20 protein-coding genes are annotated in these 22,421 nt (G+C 73.6%); 12 read left to right on the top strand and 8 right to left on the bottom strand.

Annotation, left to right across the window (positions count from 1 at the left end; all coding sequences use genetic code 11):
* Window positions 1-78 precede the first annotated feature (78 nt).
* Window positions 79-384, top strand: a complete 306-nt coding sequence (locus tag AC1UE5_RS09030) for a hypothetical protein (protein ID WP_482922311.1) — start codon at window positions 79-81, stop codon at window positions 382-384.
* Here the strand turns inward: AC1UE5_RS09030 and nhaA are convergent.
* From nhaA to AC1UE5_RS09010, 4 genes are read right to left on the bottom strand one after another with little or no spacing between them, the layout of a single operon-like run.
* Window positions 326-2,251 (bottom strand): Na+/H+ antiporter NhaA, encoded by a 1,926-nt coding sequence (gene nhaA, locus AC1UE5_RS09025; RefSeq protein WP_482922450.1) that lies wholly within the window; start codon window positions 2,249-2,251, stop codon window positions 326-328. The two genes, AC1UE5_RS09030 and nhaA, sit on opposite strands and share 59 nt — an antisense overlap.
* A 27-nt stretch (window positions 2,252-2,278) precedes the next feature.
* On the bottom strand, window positions 2,279-3,127 hold the full coding sequence (locus tag AC1UE5_RS09020) for an aldo/keto reductase (RefSeq protein WP_482922309.1): 849 nt from the start codon (window positions 3,125-3,127) through the stop codon (window positions 2,279-2,281).
* On the bottom strand, window positions 3,127-4,713 hold the full coding sequence (locus AC1UE5_RS09015) for an acyl-CoA carboxylase subunit beta (RefSeq protein WP_482922307.1): 1,587 nt from the start codon (window positions 4,711-4,713) through the stop codon (window positions 3,127-3,129). The genes AC1UE5_RS09020 and AC1UE5_RS09015 overlap by 1 nt, the downstream gene beginning before the upstream one ends.
* Window positions 4,710-5,897 (bottom strand): acyl-CoA dehydrogenase family protein, encoded by a 1,188-nt coding sequence (locus tag AC1UE5_RS09010; RefSeq protein WP_482922305.1) that lies wholly within the window; start codon window positions 5,895-5,897, stop codon window positions 4,710-4,712. The genes AC1UE5_RS09015 and AC1UE5_RS09010 overlap by 4 nt, the downstream gene beginning before the upstream one ends.
* A gap of 113 nt (window positions 5,898-6,010) precedes the next feature.
* Here AC1UE5_RS09010 and AC1UE5_RS09005 point away from each other — a divergent pair, with 113 nt between their 5' ends.
* Window positions 6,011-6,799 carry an enoyl-CoA hydratase/isomerase family protein gene (locus AC1UE5_RS09005; RefSeq protein ID WP_482922303.1) on the top strand — a complete coding sequence of 263 codons (789 nt, stop codon included), beginning with the start codon at window positions 6,011-6,013 and terminating at the stop codon, window positions 6,797-6,799.
* Window positions 6,784-7,608, top strand: coding sequence for an arginase family protein (locus AC1UE5_RS09000; RefSeq protein ID WP_482922301.1), 825 nt, complete (start codon window positions 6,784-6,786; stop codon window positions 7,606-7,608). Before AC1UE5_RS09005 ends, AC1UE5_RS09000 begins: the two co-directional genes overlap by 16 nt.
* Window positions 7,609-7,666: 58 nt before the next feature.
* Here the strand turns inward: AC1UE5_RS09000 and AC1UE5_RS08995 are convergent, their stop codons facing one another.
* The 3 genes from AC1UE5_RS08995 to AC1UE5_RS08985 all read right to left on the bottom strand — a co-directional run bounded on the left by AC1UE5_RS08995 (window position 7,667) and on the right by AC1UE5_RS08985 (window position 11,432).
* The gene (locus AC1UE5_RS08995; protein ID WP_482922299.1) at window positions 7,667-9,346 is read right to left on the bottom strand and encodes a hypothetical protein; all 1,680 of its coding nucleotides are present in this window, start codon (window positions 9,344-9,346) and stop codon (window positions 7,667-7,669) included.
* Window positions 9,347-9,427: 81 nt separating this feature from the next.
* Entirely contained in the window at window positions 9,428-10,504 is a 1,077-nt protein-coding gene (locus tag AC1UE5_RS08990) for a TOMM precursor leader peptide-binding protein (protein WP_482922297.1), read from the bottom strand.
* A 121-nt stretch (window positions 10,505-10,625) separates the two neighbouring features.
* Window positions 10,626-11,432, bottom strand: coding sequence for a class I SAM-dependent DNA methyltransferase (locus AC1UE5_RS08985; RefSeq protein ID WP_482922295.1), 807 nt, complete (start codon window positions 11,430-11,432; stop codon window positions 10,626-10,628).
* Window positions 11,433-11,512: 80 nt separating this feature from the next.
* Between AC1UE5_RS08985 and AC1UE5_RS08980 the strand changes: the two genes are divergently transcribed.
* From AC1UE5_RS08980 to AC1UE5_RS08940, 9 genes are all read left to right on the top strand, one after another.
* Window positions 11,513-11,992: an RNA polymerase sigma factor gene (locus AC1UE5_RS08980; protein ID WP_482922293.1), complete on the top strand. Its 480-nt coding sequence runs from the start codon at window positions 11,513-11,515 to the stop codon at window positions 11,990-11,992.
* Window positions 11,979-12,647 (top strand): helix-turn-helix domain-containing protein, encoded by a 669-nt coding sequence (locus tag AC1UE5_RS08975; protein ID WP_482922291.1) that lies wholly within the window; start codon window positions 11,979-11,981, stop codon window positions 12,645-12,647. The genes AC1UE5_RS08980 and AC1UE5_RS08975 overlap by 14 nt, the downstream gene beginning before the upstream one ends.
* Before the next feature lie 44 nt (window positions 12,648-12,691).
* Window positions 12,692-13,840 (top strand): acyl-CoA dehydrogenase family protein, encoded by a 1,149-nt coding sequence (locus tag AC1UE5_RS08970; protein WP_482922289.1) that lies wholly within the window; start codon window positions 12,692-12,694, stop codon window positions 13,838-13,840.
* Window positions 13,841-14,025: 185 nt separating this feature from the next.
* Window positions 14,026-16,581, top strand: coding sequence for an ATP-binding protein (locus tag AC1UE5_RS08965; protein WP_482922287.1), 2,556 nt, complete (start codon window positions 14,026-14,028; stop codon window positions 16,579-16,581).
* A 42-nt stretch (window positions 16,582-16,623) separates the two neighbouring features.
* A complete protein-coding gene (locus AC1UE5_RS08960; RefSeq protein WP_482922285.1) occupies window positions 16,624-17,451 on the top strand; it encodes an SDR family NAD(P)-dependent oxidoreductase in 828 nt (275 codons plus the stop codon).
* Between the two features lies 1 nt (window position 17,452).
* Entirely contained in the window at window positions 17,453-17,824 is a 372-nt protein-coding gene (locus tag AC1UE5_RS08955; RefSeq protein WP_482922283.1) for a cupin domain-containing protein, read from the top strand.
* A 62-nt stretch (window positions 17,825-17,886) separates the two neighbouring features.
* Window positions 17,887-19,272, top strand: a complete 1,386-nt coding sequence (locus tag AC1UE5_RS08950; RefSeq protein ID WP_482922281.1) for an SIR2 family protein — start codon at window positions 17,887-17,889, stop codon at window positions 19,270-19,272.
* Window positions 19,273-19,295: 23 nt separating this feature from the next.
* A complete protein-coding gene (locus AC1UE5_RS08945; RefSeq protein ID WP_482922279.1) occupies window positions 19,296-19,805 on the top strand; it encodes a hypothetical protein in 510 nt (169 codons plus the stop codon).
* On the top strand, window positions 19,802-21,823 hold the full coding sequence (locus AC1UE5_RS08940; RefSeq protein WP_482922277.1) for an ATP-binding protein: 2,022 nt from the start codon (window positions 19,802-19,804) through the stop codon (window positions 21,821-21,823). Before AC1UE5_RS08945 ends, AC1UE5_RS08940 begins: the two co-directional genes overlap by 4 nt.
* A gap of 9 nt (window positions 21,824-21,832) precedes the next feature.
* Here the strand turns inward: AC1UE5_RS08940 and AC1UE5_RS08935 are convergent, their stop codons facing one another.
* On the bottom strand, window positions 21,833-22,411 hold the full coding sequence (locus AC1UE5_RS08935) for a Rossmann-fold NAD(P)-binding domain-containing protein (protein WP_482922275.1): 579 nt from the start codon (window positions 22,409-22,411) through the stop codon (window positions 21,833-21,835).
* Window positions 22,412-22,421 lie beyond the last annotated feature (10 nt).

Below are 22,421 nucleotides of genomic sequence, written 5' to 3'. Positions count from 1 at the left end.
GTGGGACGTGCCACTTCGCACTCTACGTGACCCGGCCGACGGGGGCGAGGAGCCGCCGCGGCTAGCCTCTCCGCCGACATGGACGCCGCACTGCGCACGCTCGCCGACGCCGGGCTCGCCCTCGACGCCGCCGCCGAGGCGCTCGAGGCGCAGGAGGTCGGGGTCGCGGAGGAGCGGCTCGCCGAGGTCGACGACGCGCTCCAGGCGCTGCGTGACCGGTGGGGCGAGCTGCCCGGCCCGGCCCGGAAGGTCGTCGGGCCCGCGGGCCGCGACGTGAAGGAGCGGCGCGACGCGCTGGCCAAGCGGATGCCGAAGCGGCGCGCGCTCAGCGAGGGGACGGCGGAGGCGCCGGATCCCGAGCAGGAAGAGGCGCCGGAGGAGTAGGGCCCCGCGCGGGGTCGTCCGCGCCGCGGGACGCCTCGAGCTCCCGCGCCAGGGTCTCGGCGTCGTACGGCCCGACGTGGCGCCGGCCGCCGACGAAGAACGTCGGCGTCCCGCGCGCGCCGGACGCCTCCGCCGACGCCGCGTGCTCGTGCACGCGCGCCTCGTGGACCCCCTCCTGCAGCTCGCGCGCGAACCGCTCGACGTCGAGCCCGAGCTCCCCCGCGTAGCCGAGCAGGTCGGGCAGCTCCAGCTCGTCCTGGTGGGCGAACAGCGTCTCGGCCATCTCCCAGAACTTCCCCTGCGCGCCGGCCGCCTCGGTCGCCTGCGCGGCCAGCTCGGCGTGGTCGTGCACGTCGGGCAGCGGCAGGTGGCGCCAGACGTAGCGCAGCTCGTCGCCGAACCGCGCGCGCAGCTCGCGCGTCATGCCCGTCGCGCGGCCGCAGAACGGGCACTCGAAGTCGCCGTACTCGACGAGCGTGAGCGGCGCGTCCGGGCGCCCGCGGATGTGGTCGCGCTCCGGGTCGACCGGCATGTCGAGCTCCATCGGCAGCCCGGCCGTCCGCTCCCCCAGCAGCACGGCGGCGAGCCGGAAGACGACCCAGCCGACGGCGGTCGAGACGATCGCGGCGAGCAGCACGCCGACCGTCGCGTCGGCGGTCAGCGCCGGGTCGTCGAACGCGAGGTCGGCGATCAGGAGCGAGACGGTGAAGCCGATGCCCGACAGCGCCGCGCCGCCCAGCGCCTGCGCGCGCCCCACGCCGCGCGGCAGCTCGCCGAGCCCGAGCCGCACCGACACGAGCGTCCCCGCCCCCACGCCGACGAGCTTGCCGACGACGAGGCCGAGCACGACGCCCCAGGTCACCGGCGAGCCGAACGCCTCGGCCATCGCGCCGTCGCGCAGGTCGACGCCCGCGTTGGCGAGCGCGAAGAGCGGCACGATCACGCAGCTCGTCCACGGGTGCAGGAGCGTCTGGAGCCGCTCGTTCACCGACACCGCGCGCGCGATCCCGACCCGCGCCGAGCGGCCGGTCTCCGGCAGCGGCGACTGGCGGAACGCGCGGGTGAGCGTCGCGGCGCGCTCGACGATCTCGCGCCGCGGCGGGGTCGCGCCGACGAGCAGGCCCGCGGCCATGCCGGCGATCGTCGGGTGCAGCCCCGATTCGACCGTCGCGAGCCACAGCCCGGCGCCGACCACGAGGTACGGCGTCGCGCGCCATACGCCGAACCGGCTCAGGAGCGCGAGCGCCGCCATGCACAGCCCGGCGATCGCGATCGCGACGACGTCGAGCGACTCGGAGTAGACGACGCCGATGATCGTGACCGCGACGACGTCGTCGGCGATCGACAGCGTCAACAGGAAGACGCGCAGCTGGGTCGGGCACGCGGGCCCGACGATCGCCAGCGCGCCGAGCAGGAACGCGGTGTCGGTGCCGATCACGACGCCCCAGCCGGCGGCTGCGTCGCCCGACGGGTTGACCGCGAGGTAGAGCGCGGCGGGCAGCGCGAGGCCCGCGAGCGCGGCGATCGTCGGGACGGAGAGGCGGCGGCGGTCGGTCAGCTCCCCCATCGACAGCTCGCGCCGGACCTCCAGGCCGATCACGAAGAAGAAGAGCGCCATCAGGCCGTCGTCGACCCAGTGGCCGAGGTCCTTGCGCAGCTCCCAGTCGCCGAGCCGGAAGAGCAGCTCGGTGTGCCACAGCTCCTCGTAGGTGTCCGACCACGGCGAGTTCGCCCACAGCAGCGCGAGGAGCGTCGCGGCGAGCAGCACGCCCGCGCTGCCCGCCTCCGTGGCGAGGAACGAGCGCAGCGGCGCACGGAGCTGGCCGAGGAGCTGACGGCGGCGCGGGCGCGTCTGGTCCGCGGTCAGCTCCACGGCGTCATGGTGCCATGCGGCTCAAGCGGCGCCCATCGCGAACGTGTCGGGGTCGGGCCCGATGCGCTCGCCGCGGTCGAGCCCGCGCAGCGCCTCCATCTGGTCGTCGCGCAGCTCGAAGTCCCAGATCGCGAAGTTCTCCTCGATCCGCGCCGGCGTCACCGACTTGGGGAACACGACGTTGCCGAGCTGCACGTGCCAGCGCAGGACGACCTGGCCGGGCGTCTTGCCGTGCTCCTCGGCGATCCCCGTGATGACCGGGTCGTCGAGCACCTTGCCCTGCGCGAGCGGGCTCCACGCCTCGGTGACGATGCCGCGCTCGGCGTGCTCGCGGATGAGGCCGTGCTGCTGGAGGTACGGGTGCAGCTCGATCTGGTTGACCGACGGCGTGACGCCGGTCGCCTCGATGATCCGGTCCAGGTGCGCGGGCTGGAAGTTCGACACGCCGATCGAGCGGACGAGCCCGTCCTTCTGCAGGTCCACGAACGCGCGCCACGTGTCGACGTACCGGTCGGCGGACGGCACGGGCCAGTGGATGAGGTACAGATCGACGTAGTCGAGCTCGTGCCGGTCGAGGCTCGCCCGGAGCGCGGCTTTCGCCTCCTCGTACCCGTGCGCGTCGTTGAAGCACTTGGTCGTGATGAAGACGTCCTCGCGCGCCAGCCCGGACGCGCGAAGCGCCTCCCCGACCTGCGCCTCGTTCCGGTACGCGGCGGCGCCGTCGATGTGCCGGTACCCCACGTCGAACGCGTGGGTCACGGCCTCCACGGTCTGGTCGCGGGGGATCTGCCAGACGCCGAAGCCGAGCTGGGGGATCTGTCCTTCGTCGCGCAGCGCGATGCGCGGTACCTGGTCGGTGGAAGAGCTCATCACACCGGCACTACCCCGTTGCGCTTCCAGGGCCGCTCGACCTGCTTGGACTCCGCCATCTCCAGCGCGCGGCAGATGACCGGGCGGGTCTCGCGCGGGTCGATGACGTCGTCGATCATGTCGTTGGCCGCCGCGATGTAGACGTCGATGATCTTGCGGTAGTTGGCGATCAGCTCGGCCTTCTTGGCGGCCGGGTCCTCGGCCTCCTCGACCTGCTTGCGGAAGACGATCTCGACCGCGCCCTCGGCGCCCATCACGCTGATCTCCGCGGACGGCCACGCGACGATCGTGTCCGGCTCGTAGGCGCGGCCGTTCATCACGTAGTAGCCCGCGCCGTAGGCCTTGCGCAGCACGACCGTGACCTTCGGGACGGTCGCGTTGGCGACCGCGTAGAGCATCTTCGCGCCGTGGCGGATGATGCCGCCCTGCTCGACCTTCGTGCCGACCATGAAGCCCGGCACGTCCATGAGGAAGACGAGCGGGATGCCGAACGCGTTGCAGAGGTTCACGAACCGCGCGACCTTGTCGGCGGAGTCGTTGTCGAGGATGCCGCCGAGCTGCTTGGGCTGCGACGCGACGATGCCGGCCGGCCGCCCGTCGAAGCGGGCGAAGCCGGTGATGACCGTCTTGGCCCAGTTCGGCTTCATGTCGAAGAAGTCGCCGTCGTCGACGATGCGCGAGATGACCTCGTACATGTCGTACGGCTTGCGGTTCGACTCGGGCAGGACGTCGAGCAGCTCGTCGTCCATGCGGTCGACCGGGTCGCTCGTCGGCCGCCGCGGCGGCGCCTCGCCGTTGTGCTGCGGCATGAACGACAGGTACGCCTTGATCTTGTCGATGCACTCGGGATCGTCGGCCACCTCCAGGTCACCGACGCCGCTCTTGCGCGTGTGCACGCGCGAGCCGCCCAGCTCCTCCTGCGTGACGTCCTCACCCACCGCCGCGCGCACGAGGTGCGGCCCGGCCAGCGCCATCGAGCCGCGCCCCTTGACCATCGGCACGAAGTCCGCGAGCCCCGGGATGTACGCGGTGCCCGCCGCGCACGGGCCCATCAGCGCCGCGACCTGCGGGATGACGCCGGACGCGACGACCTCCTCCTTGAACAGGTGGCCGCTCCCCGCGAACAGCGAGCCGACCGCCTCCTGGATGCGCGCGCCCGCGGAGTCGAGCAGCCAGATCATCGGCATGCGCTTGGTCAGCGCCAGCTCGCGCAGGCGGGCGACCTTCATCTCGCCGGTCATGCCCATCGAGCCGGCCATCACCGTGAAGTCGTACGCCGCGACCGCCACGAGCCGTCCGTCGACCTTGCCGTAGCCGGTGACGACGCCGTCCGCGGGCGCGTCGCGGCCGGCCATCGCCTGCTGGGAGAAGTGCGGCTGCGCGTGCAGGCCGAGCTCCACCCACGTGCCCTCGTCGATCAGCAGGTCGAGCCGCTCGCGCGCGGTCAGCTTGCCCTGCCCGTGCTGCTTGGCGACCTTCTCCGGCCCGCCCCCGGCGCGTGCCTTCTCTCGGCGCGCGTGGAGGTCCTCGACCAGCGGGCGCAGCAGCGACGTGGGCTTGGCGTCCGGCGTCTCGGAGGCGCTCACAGCCCGTACGACCGGCCGATGACGTCGAGCATGATCTCGTCGGTGCCCGCGCCGATCCGGTTCAGGCGCATGTCGCGCCACACGCGCTCGACCCCGTACTCCTTCATGTAGCCGGCGCCGCCGTGGATCTGGATGCACTCGTCGGCGACCTCGACCGCGACCCGCGCGGCGTGCAGCTTGGCCATCGAGATCTCGCGCACGGGGTACTCGCCGTTCTGGAACCGCCACGCGGTCATGTAGACGAGCTGGCGCGCCGTCTCGATCTTCGTCGCCATCTCCGCGAACTTGTGGCGGATGACCTGGAAGTGGCCGATCTCGCGGCCGAACGCCTTGCGCTCGAGCGCGAACTGGAGCGTCTGGTCGAAGCAGTGCTGGGCGCCGGCGACGCAGCCCGCGGCGCCGATCAGCCGCTCGCCCTGGAGCTCCCAGCTGATGTGGTAGAAGCCCTTGCCCTTCTCGCCGAGCATCGCGCTGGCGGGGACGCGGACGTCCTGGAAGGCGAGCAGCGCGGTGTCCGACGCGTGCATGCCGAGCTTCTCCAGCCGCTTCTCGCGGATGACGCCCGGCGCGTCCATCGGGACGAGGAAGAGCGTGATGCCGCCGTGGCCGGCGTCCGGATCGGTCTTCGTGACGAGCACGATCACGTCGGCGCGGTGGCCGTTGGTGATGTACGTCTTGGAGCCGTTGATGACGTACTCGTCGGTCGCCTCGTCGTAGACCGCGCGCGTCTTGATGCCGGCGACGTCGGAGCCCGCGTCCGGCTCGGTGATGCCGAGGCAGAGGATCTTCTGGCCGAGGATCGCGGGCTCGGCCCACTGGCGCTTCTGCTCCTCGGTGCCGAACGCGAGGATCGGCGGCAGCGCCATGTCGGTCTGCACCGCGACGCCCATCGCGAGGCCGCCGCTGCGCGCGTGCACGATCTCCTCCGCGAGCACGAGCGCCGAGTAGTAGTCGCCGCCCTGCCCGCCGTACTCGACCGGCTTGTCCAGCCCGAGGAACCCGAGCTCCCCCATGCGGTGGAAGACGCTGTCGGGGAACGTCGTCTCCTCCCACTCCTCCGCGTGCGGCGCCAGCTCCTTCTTCGCGAACGCGCGGATCGACTCGCGCAGCTGGTCGTGCTCGTCGGTGAAGATGAAGTGCTTGCGGGTCGCCCCGTGGTCGGGCTTGAGGACAGTCGCGCTCATGGGCGGAAGAGTAAGGAGTTGGACTTCCTACTTCCAGCTCGTGTCCGGAGACGATCGAAGGTGACGCTCGCGTCACCGCGCCGCGCGGCGCGCGAGCGTAGGGTTCCGCCCCCGTGCCCGGAGGATCAACCGTTCGATACGACGCCGCGCCCAACGGCGTGGCGACCATCGCCCTCGACGACCCCGACACGCGCAACGCGCTGTCGGACGAGACGCTCGATGCGCTGATCGAGGCGTTCGAGATCGCGCGCGACGACGACGGCGTGCGCTGCGTCGTCCTCACCTCGACCCACGAGAAGGTCTTCAGCTCCGGCGGCAACCTCGGCGGGTTCGCCGCCGACGTGCCCCTCGTGCAGAAGCACTTCGGGACCACGAAGTTCCCGCGGCTGTTCACGCTGATCGGCGAGCTGGGCAAGCCGACGATCTGCGCCGCGAACGGCCACGTGCTGGCCGGGGCGCTCGGCGTCGCGCTCGCGTGCGACCTGATCGTCGCCAAGGAGGGCGTCACGTTCGGCACGCCCGAGATCAACGTCGGGGTCTTCCCGTTCATGATCATGGCGCTGATCTACCGGAACGTCCCGCGCAAGAAGACGAACGAGCTGCTGCTGCTCGGCGAGCGCATCGACGCCCACGAGGCCGAGCGCATCGGCATCGTCAACAAGGTCGTGCCGGCCGAGGAGTTCGACGCCGCGATCGACGCGTGGGCGACGAAGCTGGCGGGGAAGTCCCCCGTGCTCATGAAGCTCGGCAAGGACGCGATGTTCCGCCAGCAGGACATGGCCTTCGCCGACGCGCTCGAGCTGCTCCACACGCACCTGACGATCGCGTTCTCCACCGAGGACATCCAGGAGGGCGTCAAGGCGTTCTTCGAGAAGCGGGAGCCGCGGTGGACCGGCCGGTGAAGGTGATCGGGTTCGTCTGCCGGACGGCGGACCGGGCCGCGGGGACGGCGCGCGGCGTGCAGACGCTCGCGCCGATGATCGCCGAGCAGCTCGGGACGACCGCGCGGCTGATCGGCTCCGAGAGCCCCGCCCGCGAGCAGTCGTGGGAGGAGGACCTGCGCGACTCGCGCGGCTGCCTGCTGGAGGCGGGCGGCCAGATCGACGACGCGCTGGTCGAGGAGACGGTCCCCGTGCTCGTCGCGGGCGACTGCTCGATCGCCGCGACGACGCTCCCGACGGTCGCGCGCCACCGGCCCGAGGGCTACGTCCTGTGGCTCGACGCGCACGGCGACTTCAACACGCCCGAGACGTCGCCCAGCGGCTACCTCGGCGGCATGCCGCTGGCCGCCGCCTGCGGCAGGTGGGACCCGGGCCTGAGCGACACGCGCGTCGACCCCGCGCAGGTGCTGATGTGCGGCACGCGCGACCTCGACGGGCGCGAGCAGGTCCTGCTGGAGACGGCCGGCGTGCGCAGGCTGCGGCCGTCGCAGCTGGCCGACATGCTCGACGGCGAGGACGTCTACGTGCACCTCGACCTCGACGTGCTCGACCCGTCGATCATGCCGACCGCGTTCCCGGTCGCCGGCGGGCTCTCCGACGCCGGGCTGCGGACGCTGCTGAGCGAGGTCGCGGCGGTCGCGAACCTCGTCGGGATCGAGATCACGAACTTCGACGCCCCGGAGGACGAGCTGGCGCGCACGACGCTCGCCGAGACCGTCGCGGCGATCGTGCACCCCGTGCTGCGGGGCGGCACGGCGGTCGGGCGCTGACGCGGCAGGGCCGCGCCAGCGCCTCCGGCAGAAGCGGCAGAGCCGCTTTGCCGGGGATTCAGCAGGGGTAGGGCGTCCGCCGCTCGCCGACGCTGCCGTCCGCGAAGGTCACCGCGACGGTGGTCGGGCCGCCGCAGGTCGCGCCGCCGGTGATCCACGTGGACAGCAGCACGGCGTCGGTCGTCGCGCCGAACGTGTGGCCGACCGTCGCGCCGACCACGTTGCAGTTGCCGGTCTCCCCGGACGAGCGCTCGTACTGGCAGTCCAGCGGCGTCCCCGCCGGCTTGTACCAGACGCCGGTGATCGCGCCGCACGACTGGACGAGCGCGCGAACGTCCTGCGGCTCGCTGGGCGCGCGGCCGACCTGCACGTCGCAGCCGGCGGGGAGGCCGACCTCGCCGGTCTCGCTGCCGTCCCCGGCGCTCGCGCAGCCCGGGTCGGGGTCGCCGCTGGCGGTGTCGCGGGCGTCGGTCTGGCCGTCCGCGTCGTTGTCCACGCCGTCGGCGCACTGCGCGCCCGGGCCGGGCCCGGGACCGGGACCGCCGGCGCAGCCCGCGATCGGCTCGACGAGCTCACCGGTGACCTGCCCGGCCTGCAGCATCGTCACGGTCGCGGGGACCGAGCAGTCCGCGGCGCCCGGGAGCGTCAGCGCCATGTCCAGCTGGGTGACCGGCGCGCCGTCGTTGAGCGTCGCGGCCGCGTCGTGCTTCCACACCACGCAGGTGGCGCCGGCGGCGGAACCCACGCTGGCGGTGCACGTGAACGCGGCGGGGTTCGTGTTGACGCGGACCTCGTCGAACGACGGGCAGTTCGCGTTGAGCGCCAGGAACAGCTCCTCCTGCCCGCCGACGACGGTCACGCCCGACGAGCCCGCGCACTCGGCCGAGACGCCGGGCTCGCCGGCCTCGGTCTCGTCCTTCGCGTTCGTGCAGCCCGGATCGGGGCGCACGGCGTCGCTCTCGCGGTGGTCGATCTGGCCGTCGCCGTCGTCGTCGATCCCGTTGCCGCACTGGGGCGGCGGCGCGTCGGGCGGGACGGGCAGGTTCGCGCGGCACTCGGCGCCGGGGAACGTCTTGCCGCCGCGGCCCCAGCTCGGGCAGCGGGTGGAGCCCGTGACGCTGCGCAGCACGCCGTTGCCCGGTTGGAGGCCGCCACCGGCGCCGCCCGAGCCGCCGGAGGCCAGGCCGAGCTTGGCCAGCAGCGCCGCGTCCCCCGCGCCCGCGGGCTGGCCGCACACGCGCCGGCCGGCCGCCGTGCCGAGCGCGGCGACGTCGGCCTTCGAGCGCCCCGCGCGCGCGAGCGTCTTCGCGAGCAGCCTGGGCAGCTCGCCGCCCTTGCAGCCGGGCGTGGACGCCTTGCCGGCGGCGGTGAACGCGCTGGCGACGCGCCGGGTGCCGCGCGGCTTGGACCTCGCGCCGCGGACCTCGAAGGTGAGCACGCCGGCGCCCTCGTCGCCCTGCGGCCGCGCGACGAGCACCGCCACGCGGCCGGACCTCGCGACGCCGCCGGTGGCGATCAGGCCGTCGCCGTTGCGGGCCTTGACGGTCGCGCTGGCGCCCTTCGCGAGCTTGACGGACGCGGTGGCGACGGTCGTCTGGCCCGCCTTCGGGAGCTTGACGGTGAGCGTCTGGGTCTGAGCAGCGGAGGCCCCGGCGGGCGCGGCGGCGGCCACCAGGCACGCCGCGCCGAGCGCCGCCAGGGCGGTGCCGGGTCGTCTGCGGAGGGTCGGGCTGAGCATGGCGGCGACGCTAAGCGCGCCCCGGAGGCACGGCATCGGGGATCGCCCTTCGGGGCACCCCCCGGGGACCCCGGGGTGACGTCAGGCGACGGCGACGCCGCAGCGGGGGCAGCCGGGGCGGCGCGGGACGGCGTGCGTCTCGACCGACAGCGTGGCCAGGTCGACCTCGAGGCCGCGGCCGAGCGTCGCGGGCGCGTGGATGCCGGTCACCCAGGCGACGACCTCGTTGGCCGCCAGCGCGCCGACCACCGCGCAGGCCGGGCCGAAGGTCGCCGACGGCGGCGTCACCTGCTCGGCCGCGCGGACCGTCGCGAAGTGCGGCCACTGCTCCGCCCACGCCGCCTCCTGGCAGGCCAGGCAGCCGGTCCGACCGGGGACGAACAGCGGGCCGACGCGCACGTGGGGCGGATGCTGCGAGACGCCCAGCAGCGGCACGCCCAGCGCGAACGCGGCCTCCTGGACCCAGCGCTCGATCGCGTGCGGCGGCGTGTCGGCGGTGTTGACGACGACGTCCGCGCCGCGGATGACCGCGATCGCCTCCTCCACGCTCGCGATCCGGCGGTCGATCCCGACGTAGCGCAGGCGCCGCTCCAGCCCGCGCAGCCGCGCGCCGGCCGCGCCGGCCTTCCGGCGGCCGAGGTCGCTCTCGCCGAACAGGACCTGCCGGTTGAGGTTGCTCTCCTCCACGACGTCGGCGTCGACGCCGACCAGCGTCCCGACGCCCGCCTCCGCCAGCGGCAGCGCCACCCACGACCCGATGCCGCCCAGCCCGATGACGCACACGGTCGCGGCGCGCAGCCGCGCCTGCGCCTCGGAGGCGCCCGCCATCGAGCCGACGAGATCGGCGAAGCACGCCAGCTGCCGCTCGTACCGCGCCGCGTCGCGCGCGTCGAGCCTGCTGCGCTCCGCGTCGGCGTCGTCGAGCACGCCGCACTCGGCCAGCTCCTCCACCGCGCCCCGCACCTCCGCCTCGTCGGCGCCCAGGTGCGCGGCCAGCTCCTCCACCGTGCGGCGCCCGTCCACCGCGCCGAGGAGCCGTGCCAGCGCGGGCCCATCCCCCTCGAGGATCAGGTCGCCGATCCCCGGGCCGCGCAGCACGTAGACGTCACCGCTCGCTGCGAGCCGGACGTCGACGGATCGCCTGAGGCGCGCCCTCACGGGCCGGCCTCCGGCGGGGGCTCATCACCCGATCTTGCCAGCGGACAGCACCGGCACGACCGGCTTGCGCGGCTTGCGCACGGCCTTGAGCATCGCTCCCTCCTCTCCTCCATCGTCGTGGTCATGGCTTGCGCACCACCCACACCGCCTTGATGTGCCGGCCCTCGGGGTCGAGCTCGTCCTCCGGCGGCCCGATCTCGAGCTGGCCGTGGACGCCGAGCAGCTCCAGCCCGGCGGCCGCGACGGCCTCCCGGACGAGCGCCTCGGGATGGTGGTGCTGGACATGGTGGGTCACCTCGTGGTCGTACGTGCCGTCGTCACGGGCGAAGAACGCGTGCAGGTCGGCGGTCGCGACGCCGCCCGGGCCGATGTCCGCGGGCGTGGTGCCGTGCCAGGCGAACACCGCGCCGGGCCGGACGCGCACGTCCGCGCCGGCGTACAGCGCGCGGTAGAGCGCGAGCGTCGACGTGTCGAACAGCCCGATGCCGCCGGGCCGCAGGTTGCGCGCCATCCCATGCAGGCCGGCGCGCAGGCCGGCGGCGTCGACGTAGTTGACGACGTCGTTGACGAACGTGACGTAGTCGAACGCGCCGAGCGCGGGCAGCTCGCGCAGGTCGGCCTGCACGCCGCGCGCGCCCGGCCCCATCCGCGCCCGCCACCGCGCCAACATCGGCGCGGACTGCTCGCAGCCCACGACCGCGTAGCCCAGCTCGGCGAGCGGCTCGGTGCTCTTGCCCGTGCCGCAGCCGACGTCGAGCGCGGTCGTGCCGGTGAGCCCGTGGCGCCGGGCGAGCGCCTCCAGGCTGCGGATCCAGCCGGGGTAGGCGGGATGCTGCGTCCACGTGTCGAAGCTGGGAGCGAGAGCGTCGTACGTGACGAGCGCCGCGTCCGGTTCGGGCGGGGTGGCGAGGTCCATGCCGGTCTCCATGTCCTTTGAAACCCCAGGGGCTTCGACTACCGTTTCAAAAGACATGCTCCCGCAGAAATACGGTGCAAACCAGTCCGAACATGTGGGACTGGTCTGCGTTACGTCAGCGGTGTCTCCGCGAGGCGCGGAGACACACGAGCAGCGATGCGGACGCGGAGGACGTCGTCCAGGAAGCCCTCACGCGGGCCTGGCGCGCGCGCCACGGCTTCCGGCTCGCCGGCCCACCGCCCATCGCCTGGTTGCTGACGATCACCCGCAACGAGGCCCGGCGGCACCACGGCCGCGCGCGTGAGCACCTCGACGCGGACACCGTCGTCCTGGAGGACCGGCACACGACCGAGGTCGTGGATCGTGTGCCGGCCCGTCTCGACGTCCGCCGCGTCCTTGGCCACCTGCCGCACGAGGACCGCAAGCTCGTGATGCTTCGGTACCACCTCGAGCTCACCAACCCCGAGCTCGCGAGCCTGCTGGGCCAGCCCGAAGGAACGATCAAGGTGCGGTTGCACCGAGCGCGCATCAGGATGCGTGGATGGTTGGAGGAGACCAATGAGCGAGACTGACAAGACGAGCGTCGGAGGCGGGAAGGTGCGATCCGGGACCGGCGTCGTCGACCGTGGGTTCGGCGGCGGCGACCTCGACGCGACGACGCGGATGGCCAAGGCGCTGAGCCACCCGCTGCGGGCCAGCATCCTGATCCGGCTCAACGAGCGCCCCGCGAGCCCCGTGCAGCTGTCGCGGGTGCTCGACGCGCCGGTCGCCCGCGTCGCGTACCACGTCAAGCTGCTCGAGGAGCTCGACTGCATCGAGCTCGTCGAGCTGCGGCCGGTGCGTGGGTCGGTCGAGCACATCTACCGCGCGACGCGCCGCGTCCTCTTCGAGGAGGAGGACTGGGAGGCGCTGCCCGAGAGCGCCCGGCGCGGGATGTCGGCGGAGTGGTTCCGCAACTCGTTCCGCTCGGTCGCCAAGTCGATGGAGTCGGGCGAGTTCGAGCGCCGCAACGACACCCACTTCAGCTACACGCCGCTCGAGCTCGACCAGGCCGGGTGGGACCACCTGGCGGCGCGGCTGATGGAGATCGTGCACGAGGCGCTGGACATCAGCGCGACGGCAACGGCGGCGCAGGACGGGCGCGAGCTCGTGAAGGCCGGGCTCGTGATGACGCTCTACCCGCGCCAGCCCGAGGACGCGCCGGAGGACACGCCGGAGAAGGGCTGAACGCGAGCGGACACCGGGGACGGGCGCGGATGTAGGGTCCGCCGATGCCCGTCCCCACCCCGCCGTTCACCGAGGAGCTCCAGGACTTCCGCCAGGTCGTCCGCCGCTACGTCGAGCAGGAGCTCCGGCCCCACGCCAACGCGTGGGAGGAGGCCCGCTGGTTCCCGGACTCGGTGTTCCCCCAGCTGGCCGAGCAGGGGTACCTGGGCCTCAAGTACCCGGTCGAGTACGGCGGCTCGGACGGCGGCTACCTCGCCGACGCGGTCTTCACGGAGGAGCTCGCGCGCTGCGGCTCGGGCGGGCTGGCCGCGGGCATCGGCGCGCACATCGGCATCGCGACGCCGCCGGTGTGGAAGTTCGGCACCGAGGAGCAGAAGCAGCGCTACCTCGTCCCGGCGATCAAGGGCGAGAAGATCGCGGCGCTGGGCATCACCGAGCCGGGCGCGGGCTCCGACGTGGCCTCGATCCGCACGCACGCGCAGCGCGTCGACGGCGGCTACGTCGTCAACGGCGAGAAGACGTTCATCACGAACGGCGTCCGCGCGCAGTTCACGGTGACGGCGGTGAAGACGACGGCCGAAGGCGGGCACCACGGCATCTCGTTCCTCATCGTCGACAACGCGAGCGAGGGCGTGTCGGCGACCGCGCTGAAGAAGATGGGCTGGCACGCGTCCGACACGGCGACGATCGCGCTGCAGGACGTCTTCGTGCCGGAGGAGAACCTGCTCGGCCGCGAGCACGAGGGCTTCGCCCTGATCATGGCCAACTTCCAGTGGGAGCGGCTGCTGATGGCGCTCGGCGCGGTCGGGGCGATGCGGCTCGTGCTCGACAAGACGATCGAGTACGTGCGCGAGCGCAACGCGTTCGGGCGGCCGCTGACCGGCTTCCAGACCGTCCGCCACAAGCTCGCCGACCTGCAGACCGCCGAGCACGTCGCGCGCTGCGTCACCTACGACGCGCTGCGGCGGTTCGTCGCCGGCGAGAACCCGGTGCAGGAGGTGACGATGGCCAAGCTCCACACGCAGCGGGCGTCGTTCGAGCTGATCGACGCGTGCCTGCAGCTGCACGGCGGCGCGGGCTACATGCGCGAGTACGAGATCGAACGGGCGGCGCGCGACGCGCGGCTGGGGCCGATCGGCGGCGGCACCGACGAGATCATGCGCGAGATCCTGTCGAAGACGATGGGGCTCTAGCGCTAGAGCGGCGGAGCGGCGGCGGCGCCCACGAGGACGGCGCACGTCGCGAGCCCGATGCGGAGGAGGAGGGTGCCGACCCGGCCCGCGATCACACCAGCTGGAACGCGCCCGCGCCCCAGGACTTGCGGTAGACGGATGTTCAGTCTTGTGGCGCACCGGAGAACGGTGCATGGTGCCGCGGCATGCAGGCCGCCGGCCCGCTCGAGCGCTCCCACGAGCTCGAGATCCTGGAGTCCGCCGTCGCCGGCGCCGTCGAAGGCGCCGGCCGCGTGGTCGTGGTCGAAGGGCCGCCCGGCATCGGCAAGTCGCGGCTGCTCGACGCCGCCGCCGAGTCGGCGCAGTTCCTCGGCGCGCGGCCGCTCCGCGCGCAGGCCGGCCGGGCGCAGCACCCCGCGCCGTTCGGGGTCGCGCTGCAGCTGCTCGCGACGGCCCTGGGCGGCCCGCCGGCGCTGGCGGCGGCCGGCCCCGGCGCGGCGCTCGACTACGCGGCGATCCACGTGCTGCACCGGCGCACGTGCGCGCTGGCGGCCGAGCGCCCGCTGCTCCTGCTCGTCGATGACGCGCACCACGCCGACGAGTCGTCGCTGCGGTTCTGCGCCTACCTCGCGCAGCGGATCGAGGGGCAGCCGATCGCGCTCGTGCTCGCCCGGCGCCTCGCCGCCGCGCCGCCCGGGCCTTCGGACGCGGTCATCGCGTCGCTCGCCGCGCACTCGGGGACGTCCACGCTGCGGCCCGCGCCGCTGAGCGTGGCAGCGGTCGCGCGGCTGGTCGAGCGGACGCTGACCGGCGCGGCCACGCCCGCCTTCGTGGCGACGTGCGCGCGGCTGACCGGCGGCAACCCGTATCTCGTGACCGAGCTGCTCGGCGCGGCGGCCGCGGAGGGGCTCACGCCGGACGCCGAGGCCGCGGCCGCGCTCGAGGCGCTCGCCCCGCGCGCCGTGCTGCGGACGATCGCCGCCCGGCTCGACGCGCTCCCCCACCCCGACGCCGAGCTGGCGCGGGCGGTCTCGGTGCTGGGCGGCGAGGCGCGGCTGGAGCACGCCGCGGCGCTGGCCGGGCTGGAGCTCGACGTCGCCGGGCGCGCGGCCGATCGGCTCGCCACGGCGGACGTGCTGCGCGCGGGCGAGCCGCTGACGTTCAGCCACCCGCTGACCGCGGCGGCGGTCGGCGCGGGCGTCGCGGACGCGGCCCGGGGCGCGGCGCACCTGCGCGCCGCCGAGCTGCTGCGGGCCGACGGCGCGCCGGCCGAGCGGCTCGCGGGGCACCTCGTGGCGGCCCCGCCGGGCGGGCGCGCGTGGGTCGTCGAGGCGCTGCGCGAGGCGGCACAGGCGGCGCTGGCCCGGGGCGCGGCGGAGGACGCCGCCGCGCAGCTGCGCCGGGCGCTGGGCGAGCCGCCGCCGGACGCGCTGCACGGCACGGTGCTGGTGGAGCTGGGGCGCGCGGAGGCGGCGGCGGGGAGCCCGGCCGCCGGTGAGCGGTTCCTGGCCGCGGCGGCGCTCGTCGCGACGCCGGTGGCGCGGTCCGAGACGCTGCGGGAGCTGGCCGCGACCCGGGTGTCCGCGGGTGATCACGCGGGCGCGCGCGAGGCGTACGCGCAGGCGCGCGCGGCGCTGGACGACGAGTCGGGCGGGCTCGCCGCGCAGCTGGAGGCCGAGCGGCGCGTCGTGGACGTGCTCGCGTCAGGGGAGCTGCCGGCCGGCGCGGCGCTCGACGCGCTCCTGGCCGACGACCGGCTCCCCGCCACGGCCCCAGGACGAGCGCTGCTGGCGACCTTGGCGGGCAGCGCGCTCCGGGCGGGCGCGCCCCGCGCGACGGTGCTGGCGCTGGCCGACCGCGCGCTCGCGGACGGCGCCCTGCTGGACGACGACGCGGCGCGGGCGGAGCTCCACGGCGTCGCGCGCGTCCTGCTGGCGGCCGAGGAGCTGGCGCGTGCCGAGGCGGTGCTCGACCGGCTCGCCGAGCGCGCCCGGCGGGGCGGCGCGCGGCGCGACCTCGCGGCGGCGACGGCGCTGCGCGCACGGGTGCGGCTGGCGGCGGCGCGGGTGCGCGACGCGGTGGCCGATGCGCGGGCGGCGGTGGAGGTCGCGGCCGGCGCCGGCGACGCCGCGCTGCTCGCCGAGGCGCGTGCCGTCCTCGCCGCGGCGTTGCGCGAGGCGGGCGACGACGCCGAGGCGGCACGCGTCGGGACGCCGGCGCGCGAGGACGCGTGGGGCGCGGAGGCGCTGACCGCGGAGCTCGAGCGCGCGCGGGCGTTCGGCGCGCCGGGCGCGATCGCCGCGGCGCTGCGGGCGCTCGGCCGGCCTGCCGAGGCGCTGGCCGTGCTGGAGGACGGCGGCGAGGCGGAGCTGGAGCGCATCCGCGCGCTGGTCGCACACGGCGCGGCGCTGCGACGCGCAGGCCGGCGGGCCGTGGCCGCGGAGGTGCTGGAGATCGCGCTCGCGCTCGCGTGCGTCGGCGGCGCGGCCGCGCTGGAGCGCCGCGCGGCCGAGGAGCTCGGCGCCGCCGGCGCGCGCCCGCCCCGGCGGACGGCCCGCGGCCCGTCGGCGCTCAGCCCCAGCGAGCTGCGCGTGACGCGGCTTGCCGCTTCCGGGCTGACCAACCGCGAGATCGCCGAGCAGCTCGTCGTGACCCGCAAGGCGGTCGAGTGGCACCTCTCCAACGCCTACGCCAAGCTCGGGATCGCCTCCCGCAAGGAGCTGCCGGCGGCGCTCGACGCGGCGGAGGCAGCGGACGGGTAGGTTCCCGCCCTTCGGAGCTGAAGGCTGAGAAGGAGTGGTCACATGGGAGTCCTCGACGGCAAGGTCGCGATCGTCACCGGGTCGGCGCGCGGCATCGGGCGCGCCACCGCGGAGCTGCTGAGCGAGCAGGGCGCGAAGGTCGTCATCAACGACCTCGACAAGGACGTCGCCGAGCAGGCCTCGTCGGAGATCGCGGGCGAGACGTCGGTCTTCGCGGGCGACCTGACGAAGGAGTCGACGCCCGATCAGCTGATCCAGTCGACGATCGACGCCTGGGGCAAGATCGACATCATCGTCAACAACGCGGGCTACACGCTCGACGCGCCGATCCACAAGATGAGCGACGACTGGTTCCAGCGGATGCTCGACATCCACGTCGTCGCGCCCTTCCGGATCATCCGCGCCGCCGCGCCGCACCTGCGCGAGCCGGCCAAGAAGGAGAAGGAGGAGGGCCGCGAGGTCTTCCGGAAGATCGTCAACATCTCCTCGACGTCCGGCACGATGGGCAACGCCGGGCAGGCGAACTACTCCGCCGGCAAGAACGCCATCGTCGGCCTGACCAAGACGCTGGCCAAGGAGTGGGGCCAGTTCAAGGTCAACTGCAACGCGGTCGCGTTCGGCTTCATCGACACGCGCCTGACCCAGGCCAAGGACGACGAGAACGTCATGGAGATCGACGGCGAGAAGGTGCAGCTCGGCATCCCGGAGCAGATGCGCGGCATGTCGTCGATGCTCATCCCGCTCGGGCGCCCGGCGACCCCTCAGGAGGCCGCGGGCGGCGTGTTCTTCCTCTGCTCGCCGTGGTCGAACTACGTGCACGGCCAGGTCCTCAACGTGACCGGCGGCCTCTTCACGGGCATGACCACGTGACATGAAGGTCGTCAAGCCAGGCCCGGATCACGGCACGGCGCGCGGCGTCGTCGGCGGCTCCGAGGTCTCGGCGGCGACCGTCGGCGCGCTCGGGCTCTTCATGGGCGTCTTCCGCGTGGAGCCCGGCGCGCGCTCGCGCCCCCACTACCACGACTCGTGCGAGTCGGCCTGCTACATGCTGAGCGGCTCGATGCGCATCCGGTGGGGCGAGCGGCTGGAGGAGTCGGTCGTGCTCGAGCCGCACGACCTCCTCTACGTCCCGCCGCACGAGACGCACGTCCTCGAGAACCTCTCGGAGACCGAGCCGGCGACCTACGTCGTCGCCCGCAACGCCCCGGCGGAGGACTCCGTCGAGGTGCCCTGGGTCAGCTGAGGACGCGGTCGAGTCGCCCTCCATCGGAGACGTTGTAGTTTCTCTGCTGACCGTTCGTCAGCATGCACGTCCCGAAACCGCTCAGCGTCGCTCCCGCCGGCGACCTCGCACCTCTCGTCACCGCCGCGAAGCAACGGCGCCTCGTGCTCTACACCGGAGCTGGAATCAGCATGGGTTCGCCATCGCTCGGGCCGACCGGACCGCAGGTCGCCGAGCGGTTGCGGCCGTACGTCTCCCGGATCCTCGAAGTGTCCGAAGAGGAGCTGAAGCCCTGCACGCTCGAGGACCTGTCCCAGAAGGTGCTAGATGACGAGGCATCACGCATGGACGAGCTGCGCACTCGCGCGGCGGCAACGTTCGACTTCGCCGGCATGGAGCCGAACTACGGGCACGAGGCCTGCGCCCTCCTCATGCGCGAAGGTCTCGCGCGCGTCATCTCCGTGAACTGGGATCGCGGGTTCGAACGGGCGGGCACTGCGATCGGCACAACCATCTCCGCCGTGGCGAACGATCGCGACGCTGTGCAGCTCGGCGGCGGTCTCGCGGTGTACAAGGTCCACGGGTGCGCCACCCGTCCCGAGACGCTGGCCATGACGCAGGACGAGGTCGACCGTCCCCAAACGTGGGCGGTCGCCCGCACTCAGGATGCGCTCGGCAACGGGGTGGTCGTCTTCGTCGGACTCGGCACCCTTGGGCTCTACGTCAAGGAGCCGCTCCCCGACCTCGTCTCGACCTGGACATCGGGCGCGCAGACTGTCCGGATCGTCGACCCAAGCCTTTCGGACGCGTGGGCGGGCGCTCTCGGCGACCGTGCGGCGGAGAGCCACGTCGCCTTGGCGGCCGATGAGTTCTTCGACGAGCTGCTCCGCGCTCTCGTACTCGACGCGCTCGACAGCACCGAGCAAGCCGCGTCCACCCTCGCGGCCCACGACACCTGGGCCGCGAGCATGGTCGCGGGGATGACCAAGCTCCGGCAGGCGTTCTCAGCGGCGACGGCCGACGGCATCCTCCGGTGGTGGCGCGACGGTGTCACGGAGACGCAGGACGGAACGGCCTTCGTCACCGGCCAGGACGGCCAGAACGCGCTGCTGACCGTCGCCCACCTCGCCGAGCGCGATGGCGGAGAGGTCACGGCTTCGGGAGCCAGGTCCACGCAGACCGTCGCCACGCCAGCCCGGTACTTCGAGATCCACTGCCGGCCGGGCCAGCACATCAGCGACGTGCGCGAGATCGCGGAGAGCCGCGTGGAGATGCGGCGGCGCGAGTGCACCTACGACGCGCGGACAGTGACGATCGTGGTGGCGAACGCACGCGGCGTCTTCCCAGCGGCGGGCGCTCCGGTCGACATCGCCGCCGACCCCGCCGCCGGGCCCGACATCGGCACCGGAGCAGCTGCGCCGTCGATCGAGATCGTCTCCGCCGAGGACGGCGTTCATGGGAGGCTGTAGCGGTGCCTGACCAGCGAGCCTCCATGGACGACGTCGCTGCGGTCCTCGCCGACGCGGGCTACCTGGTCGAGCGCGGCGAGCTGGCCGACCAGCCCGCCGTGCTCGCGGAGACGCCCTACGCGCTGTGCGCCTACCTCGAGCTGTCGTCTTGGGAGCACCTGCAAGAGCGGATCTTCGATGCGCAGGCGGCGCTCACCCGCGTCGCGAGTCAAGCACCTTCGGCACGAAACTGGGACCTCTACGTCGTGGGCCACGTCCTCGAACCAGCCAAGGACGCTCAGCAGGCGGCGCTGGCCGCGGCGATCGAGGCCGACACCGCCTACGCGCGGAAGCTTGTCCGAGCCGCCGTGTCACGCGACGATCTGGATCGTGCACTCCTGCCGCTCCTCCCGCTGCGGGACTCGGCCGCATTCGAGGTCGTCGACCCGCTCGACGAGCTGCGCGGCGAGCTTGCCGCCCTCGAGCTCCCGGATGACATCACCGATGCCGCACTCGCGGCCTTCGAGGCGAGCGGCGAGGTCCGTGTGCCATGAGCGCGCCACGCCTCGTGTCGATCACCCTCGAGTCGTTCCGCGGCTTCGCCCACGAGCAGACGATCGACCTCGACGCGGACGTGGTCCTGCTCCGCGGCGACAACGGGTCCGGAAAGACGTCAGTCGTAGACGGCCTGCTGTGGCTCCTCACCGGCGAGGTACCGCGGATCGTGAACCGCGCCAAGGGCCTGCGGAAGACGCCGGACAGCGACCCGCTCGTCAACGTCTACCGCGGCGGCATGGCGCGGGTGAAGCTCGTCGTGCGCGACGGCCATGGCGAGCTGGAGCTCGAACGGATTGGGACGAGCCGTGCGCACGAGCTGTATGCGACGCGAGAAGGGCGCCGGCTCGCCGACGCGGACCAGGTTCTCGCAGAAACGTTGGGCGGGCTGCCTGTGCCTCAGCTCCGGACCGCCGTGACATCCTGGGGCATTCTCCAGCAGCACACGATCCTCGCCGCGCTGGACAGCGGGGCCGACATGCACGCCCGGCTGTCGTCCGTGATCGGTTTGCAGCGGGTCACGGCGTTCGCGGCGAGCGCCGACCGTGAGCAGAAGGCCGCCGCGCGAGATGAGCGCGAGGCGAAGCAGGTCCTGAAGCGACTGCAGGACCAGCACGAGGCCGCGGTCATCGCGCTCGCAGAGGCCGAGGCGGCGGTGCAGGATCCGGACGGCGCGGCGCGGCGCCTCCACGAACGCGCGACCGAGCTGTTCCGCCGACTCCCGGACGGCATCTCGGTCCTGCTCAAGCCCGCCAGCATCGACGACCTCGTCACGCTCGGGCGGGCCGCGAGCGAACTCGAGGCCCTCGCCCGGGTCCTGGCCGAGCAGCACTCGGACGCCCTCGCTGCAGAGGCGGGGTCCATCGCGTCGCTCGACGCGCTGGAAGCGAGCCTGACCCAGGCCGAGCATCGCGCCGCCGAAGCCCTCACGCGAGCCCCGGCCCGCGTCCAGCTGGCCGCGGCGGCGCTCGAGCTGCTGGGCGACTCCTGCCCGGTCTGCGGGCAGGAGATCGATCCGGGGGCCGTCCGGGACCACCTGCGTGAGGTGCTCGAAGCCTCCCGAGCGCAGGCAGCGGGCGCCGCCGCGTCCCAGGACGCCGTGGTCCAGGCGCGCCGGCAGCTCGCTGACGCGCGGACTGCCCGCCGCGAAGCGGAGGAGCGTCGCCTCGCCGAGCAGGCCGCGTCCGCCGCGCTGCGGACCGCGGTCGAGGACGGCGGCACGTTCAGCCTGACAGCAGAGTGGAGCGCTCCACCCGCCGCCGCGGCGCTCGCGGGCCATGCGACGACGCTCCGCGACACGTTGCGAACGCTGTATGCCGAGACCCGCCGTGAGGTCGGCGGCCAGGTGTCAGAGCTCGCCGCGCGCGTGTCCGTCCTGAAGGAGGAGCTGGGGACCGCCACGACAGCCGCGGAGGCCGCCCGTGATCGAGCCAAGAGGGCCACGGAGCTCCGCGGTGCCGCGCACAAGGCCGCGGAGCGCATCGTCGCCCGCGCGCTGGAGCGGCTCGAGCCGAGCTTCGCCGAGGTCTTCGATCGGCTCGCGCCGCATCCGACCTTCCGCAAGCTCCGCGCGAAGCAGGACATCTACTACAACGCAAATCAGATCGTTCCCGAGGTCGTCGACGTCGAGCGGCAGGTCCGAGCGAACCCGATGACGCTGTTCAGCGAAGGTCAGCTCAACGTCGTCGCGTTGTCGTACTTCCTCGGCATGGCTCTCAACGCCCGGGACGCGGCGCTCCCCTTCGTCGTCCTGGACGATCCGCTCCAAGCGATGGACGTGCTCAGCGTCCTGGGATTCGCCGACCTCTGTCGCCGCCTCCGGGAGCACCGCCAGCTCGTCGTCACGACGCACGACCGGCAGCTCGCAGCGCTCCTCGAACGCAAGCTCGCCCCGCGTACCGCCGAGATCCGGACGGTCACGCACGAGTTCGGAAGCTGGACGCGTGACGGCCCGGCGATCCACTCCGAGGACGAGCCGCTGACGCCGATCGAGCCGCTTCTCCGGCGCGCATCCTGATCGCGCGGTTCAGCTCAGATCCAGGCGGGTGCCGGAGAAGTAGTCGCCGGCCGGCGACAGGAGGTAGGCGACGAGCGCGGTGAGCTCGTCGTCCTTCGTCGTGGTCGCCGGCGTGATGGTGACCGTGCGGATGCCGTACTGCGCCCACTCGATCGAGGTGGTGCGGGCGAGGTTCTCGAGCGCCTCGCGGGTCGCGTGGGCGTGGCGGCCCGCGTCCGGCCCCGGCGCGAGGAAGACGAGCTTGCCCGGGCGCTGCGGGCCGATGAACGCGGCGTTGGCGACCGCGCGGGCGGCGGCCCAGGAGCCGTCGAGCGCGGCGCGGAGGGCGGCGAGCTCGTCGGCCGTCTCCGCGGCGTCGGCGGCGGCGGCGAAGCGGGCGCCCGCGTCGACCACGAGCGCGTCGACGTGGTCGAGCTGCGCGGCCGCGGCGGTGGTCGCGTCCTCGTCGGCGAGGTCGGCGTCGAGCGGCGCCAGCTGCGCGCCGAGCCCGGCCAGGCCGGCGGCGAGAGCGGAGCGGGCGGGGCCGGCGAGGGCGACCGGCAGCGTGGCCAGCAGGCCGGGGCGGAGGAGCGCGAGGGGGTCGTTCATCTCGTTTCCG

The sequence above is a fragment of the Parviterribacter multiflagellatus genome (genome assembly GCF_056863265.1).
The sequence above is the reverse complement of the archived record's forward strand: the minus strand, read 5'-3'. Positions and strand labels throughout refer to the sequence as shown.

What these genes read in the sequence shown, in the direction of transcription:
- AC1UE5_RS09030 (WP_482922311.1), top strand. Translation starts at nt 79, where the DNA reads ATGGACGCCGCACTGCGCACGCTCGCCGACGCCGGGCTCGCCCTCGAC.
- AC1UE5_RS09020 (WP_482922309.1), bottom strand. Translation starts at nt 3,127, where the DNA reads ATGAGCTCTTCCACCGACCAGGTACCGCGCATCGCGCTGCGCGACGAA.
- AC1UE5_RS09010 (WP_482922305.1), bottom strand. Translation starts at nt 5,897, where the DNA reads ATGAGCGCGACTGTCCTCAAGCCCGACCACGGGGCGACCCGCAAGCAC.
- AC1UE5_RS08995 (WP_482922299.1), bottom strand. Translation starts at nt 9,346, where the DNA reads ATGCTCAGCCCGACCCTCCGCAGACGACCCGGCACCGCCCTGGCGGCG.
- AC1UE5_RS08985 (WP_482922295.1), bottom strand. Translation starts at nt 11,432, where the DNA reads ATGGAGACCGGCATGGACCTCGCCACCCCGCCCGAACCGGACGCGGCG.
- AC1UE5_RS08980 (WP_482922293.1), top strand. Translation starts at nt 11,513, where the DNA reads ATGTGGGACTGGTCTGCGTTACGTCAGCGGTGTCTCCGCGAGGCGCGG.
- AC1UE5_RS08975 (WP_482922291.1), top strand. Translation starts at nt 11,979, where the DNA reads ATGAGCGAGACTGACAAGACGAGCGTCGGAGGCGGGAAGGTGCGATCC.
- AC1UE5_RS08970 (WP_482922289.1), top strand. Translation starts at nt 12,692, where the DNA reads ATGCCCGTCCCCACCCCGCCGTTCACCGAGGAGCTCCAGGACTTCCGC.
- AC1UE5_RS08965 (WP_482922287.1), top strand. Translation starts at nt 14,026, where the DNA reads ATGCAGGCCGCCGGCCCGCTCGAGCGCTCCCACGAGCTCGAGATCCTG.
- AC1UE5_RS08960 (WP_482922285.1), top strand. Translation starts at nt 16,624, where the DNA reads ATGGGAGTCCTCGACGGCAAGGTCGCGATCGTCACCGGGTCGGCGCGC.
- AC1UE5_RS08955 (WP_482922283.1), top strand. Translation starts at nt 17,453, where the DNA reads ATGAAGGTCGTCAAGCCAGGCCCGGATCACGGCACGGCGCGCGGCGTC.
- AC1UE5_RS08950 (WP_482922281.1), top strand. Translation starts at nt 17,887, where the DNA reads ATGCACGTCCCGAAACCGCTCAGCGTCGCTCCCGCCGGCGACCTCGCA.
- AC1UE5_RS08945 (WP_482922279.1), top strand. Translation starts at nt 19,296, where the DNA reads ATGGACGACGTCGCTGCGGTCCTCGCCGACGCGGGCTACCTGGTCGAG.
- AC1UE5_RS08940 (WP_482922277.1), top strand. Translation starts at nt 19,802, where the DNA reads ATGAGCGCGCCACGCCTCGTGTCGATCACCCTCGAGTCGTTCCGCGGC.
- AC1UE5_RS08935 (WP_482922275.1), bottom strand. Translation starts at nt 22,411, where the DNA reads ATGAACGACCCCCTCGCGCTCCTCCGCCCCGGCCTGCTGGCCACGCTG.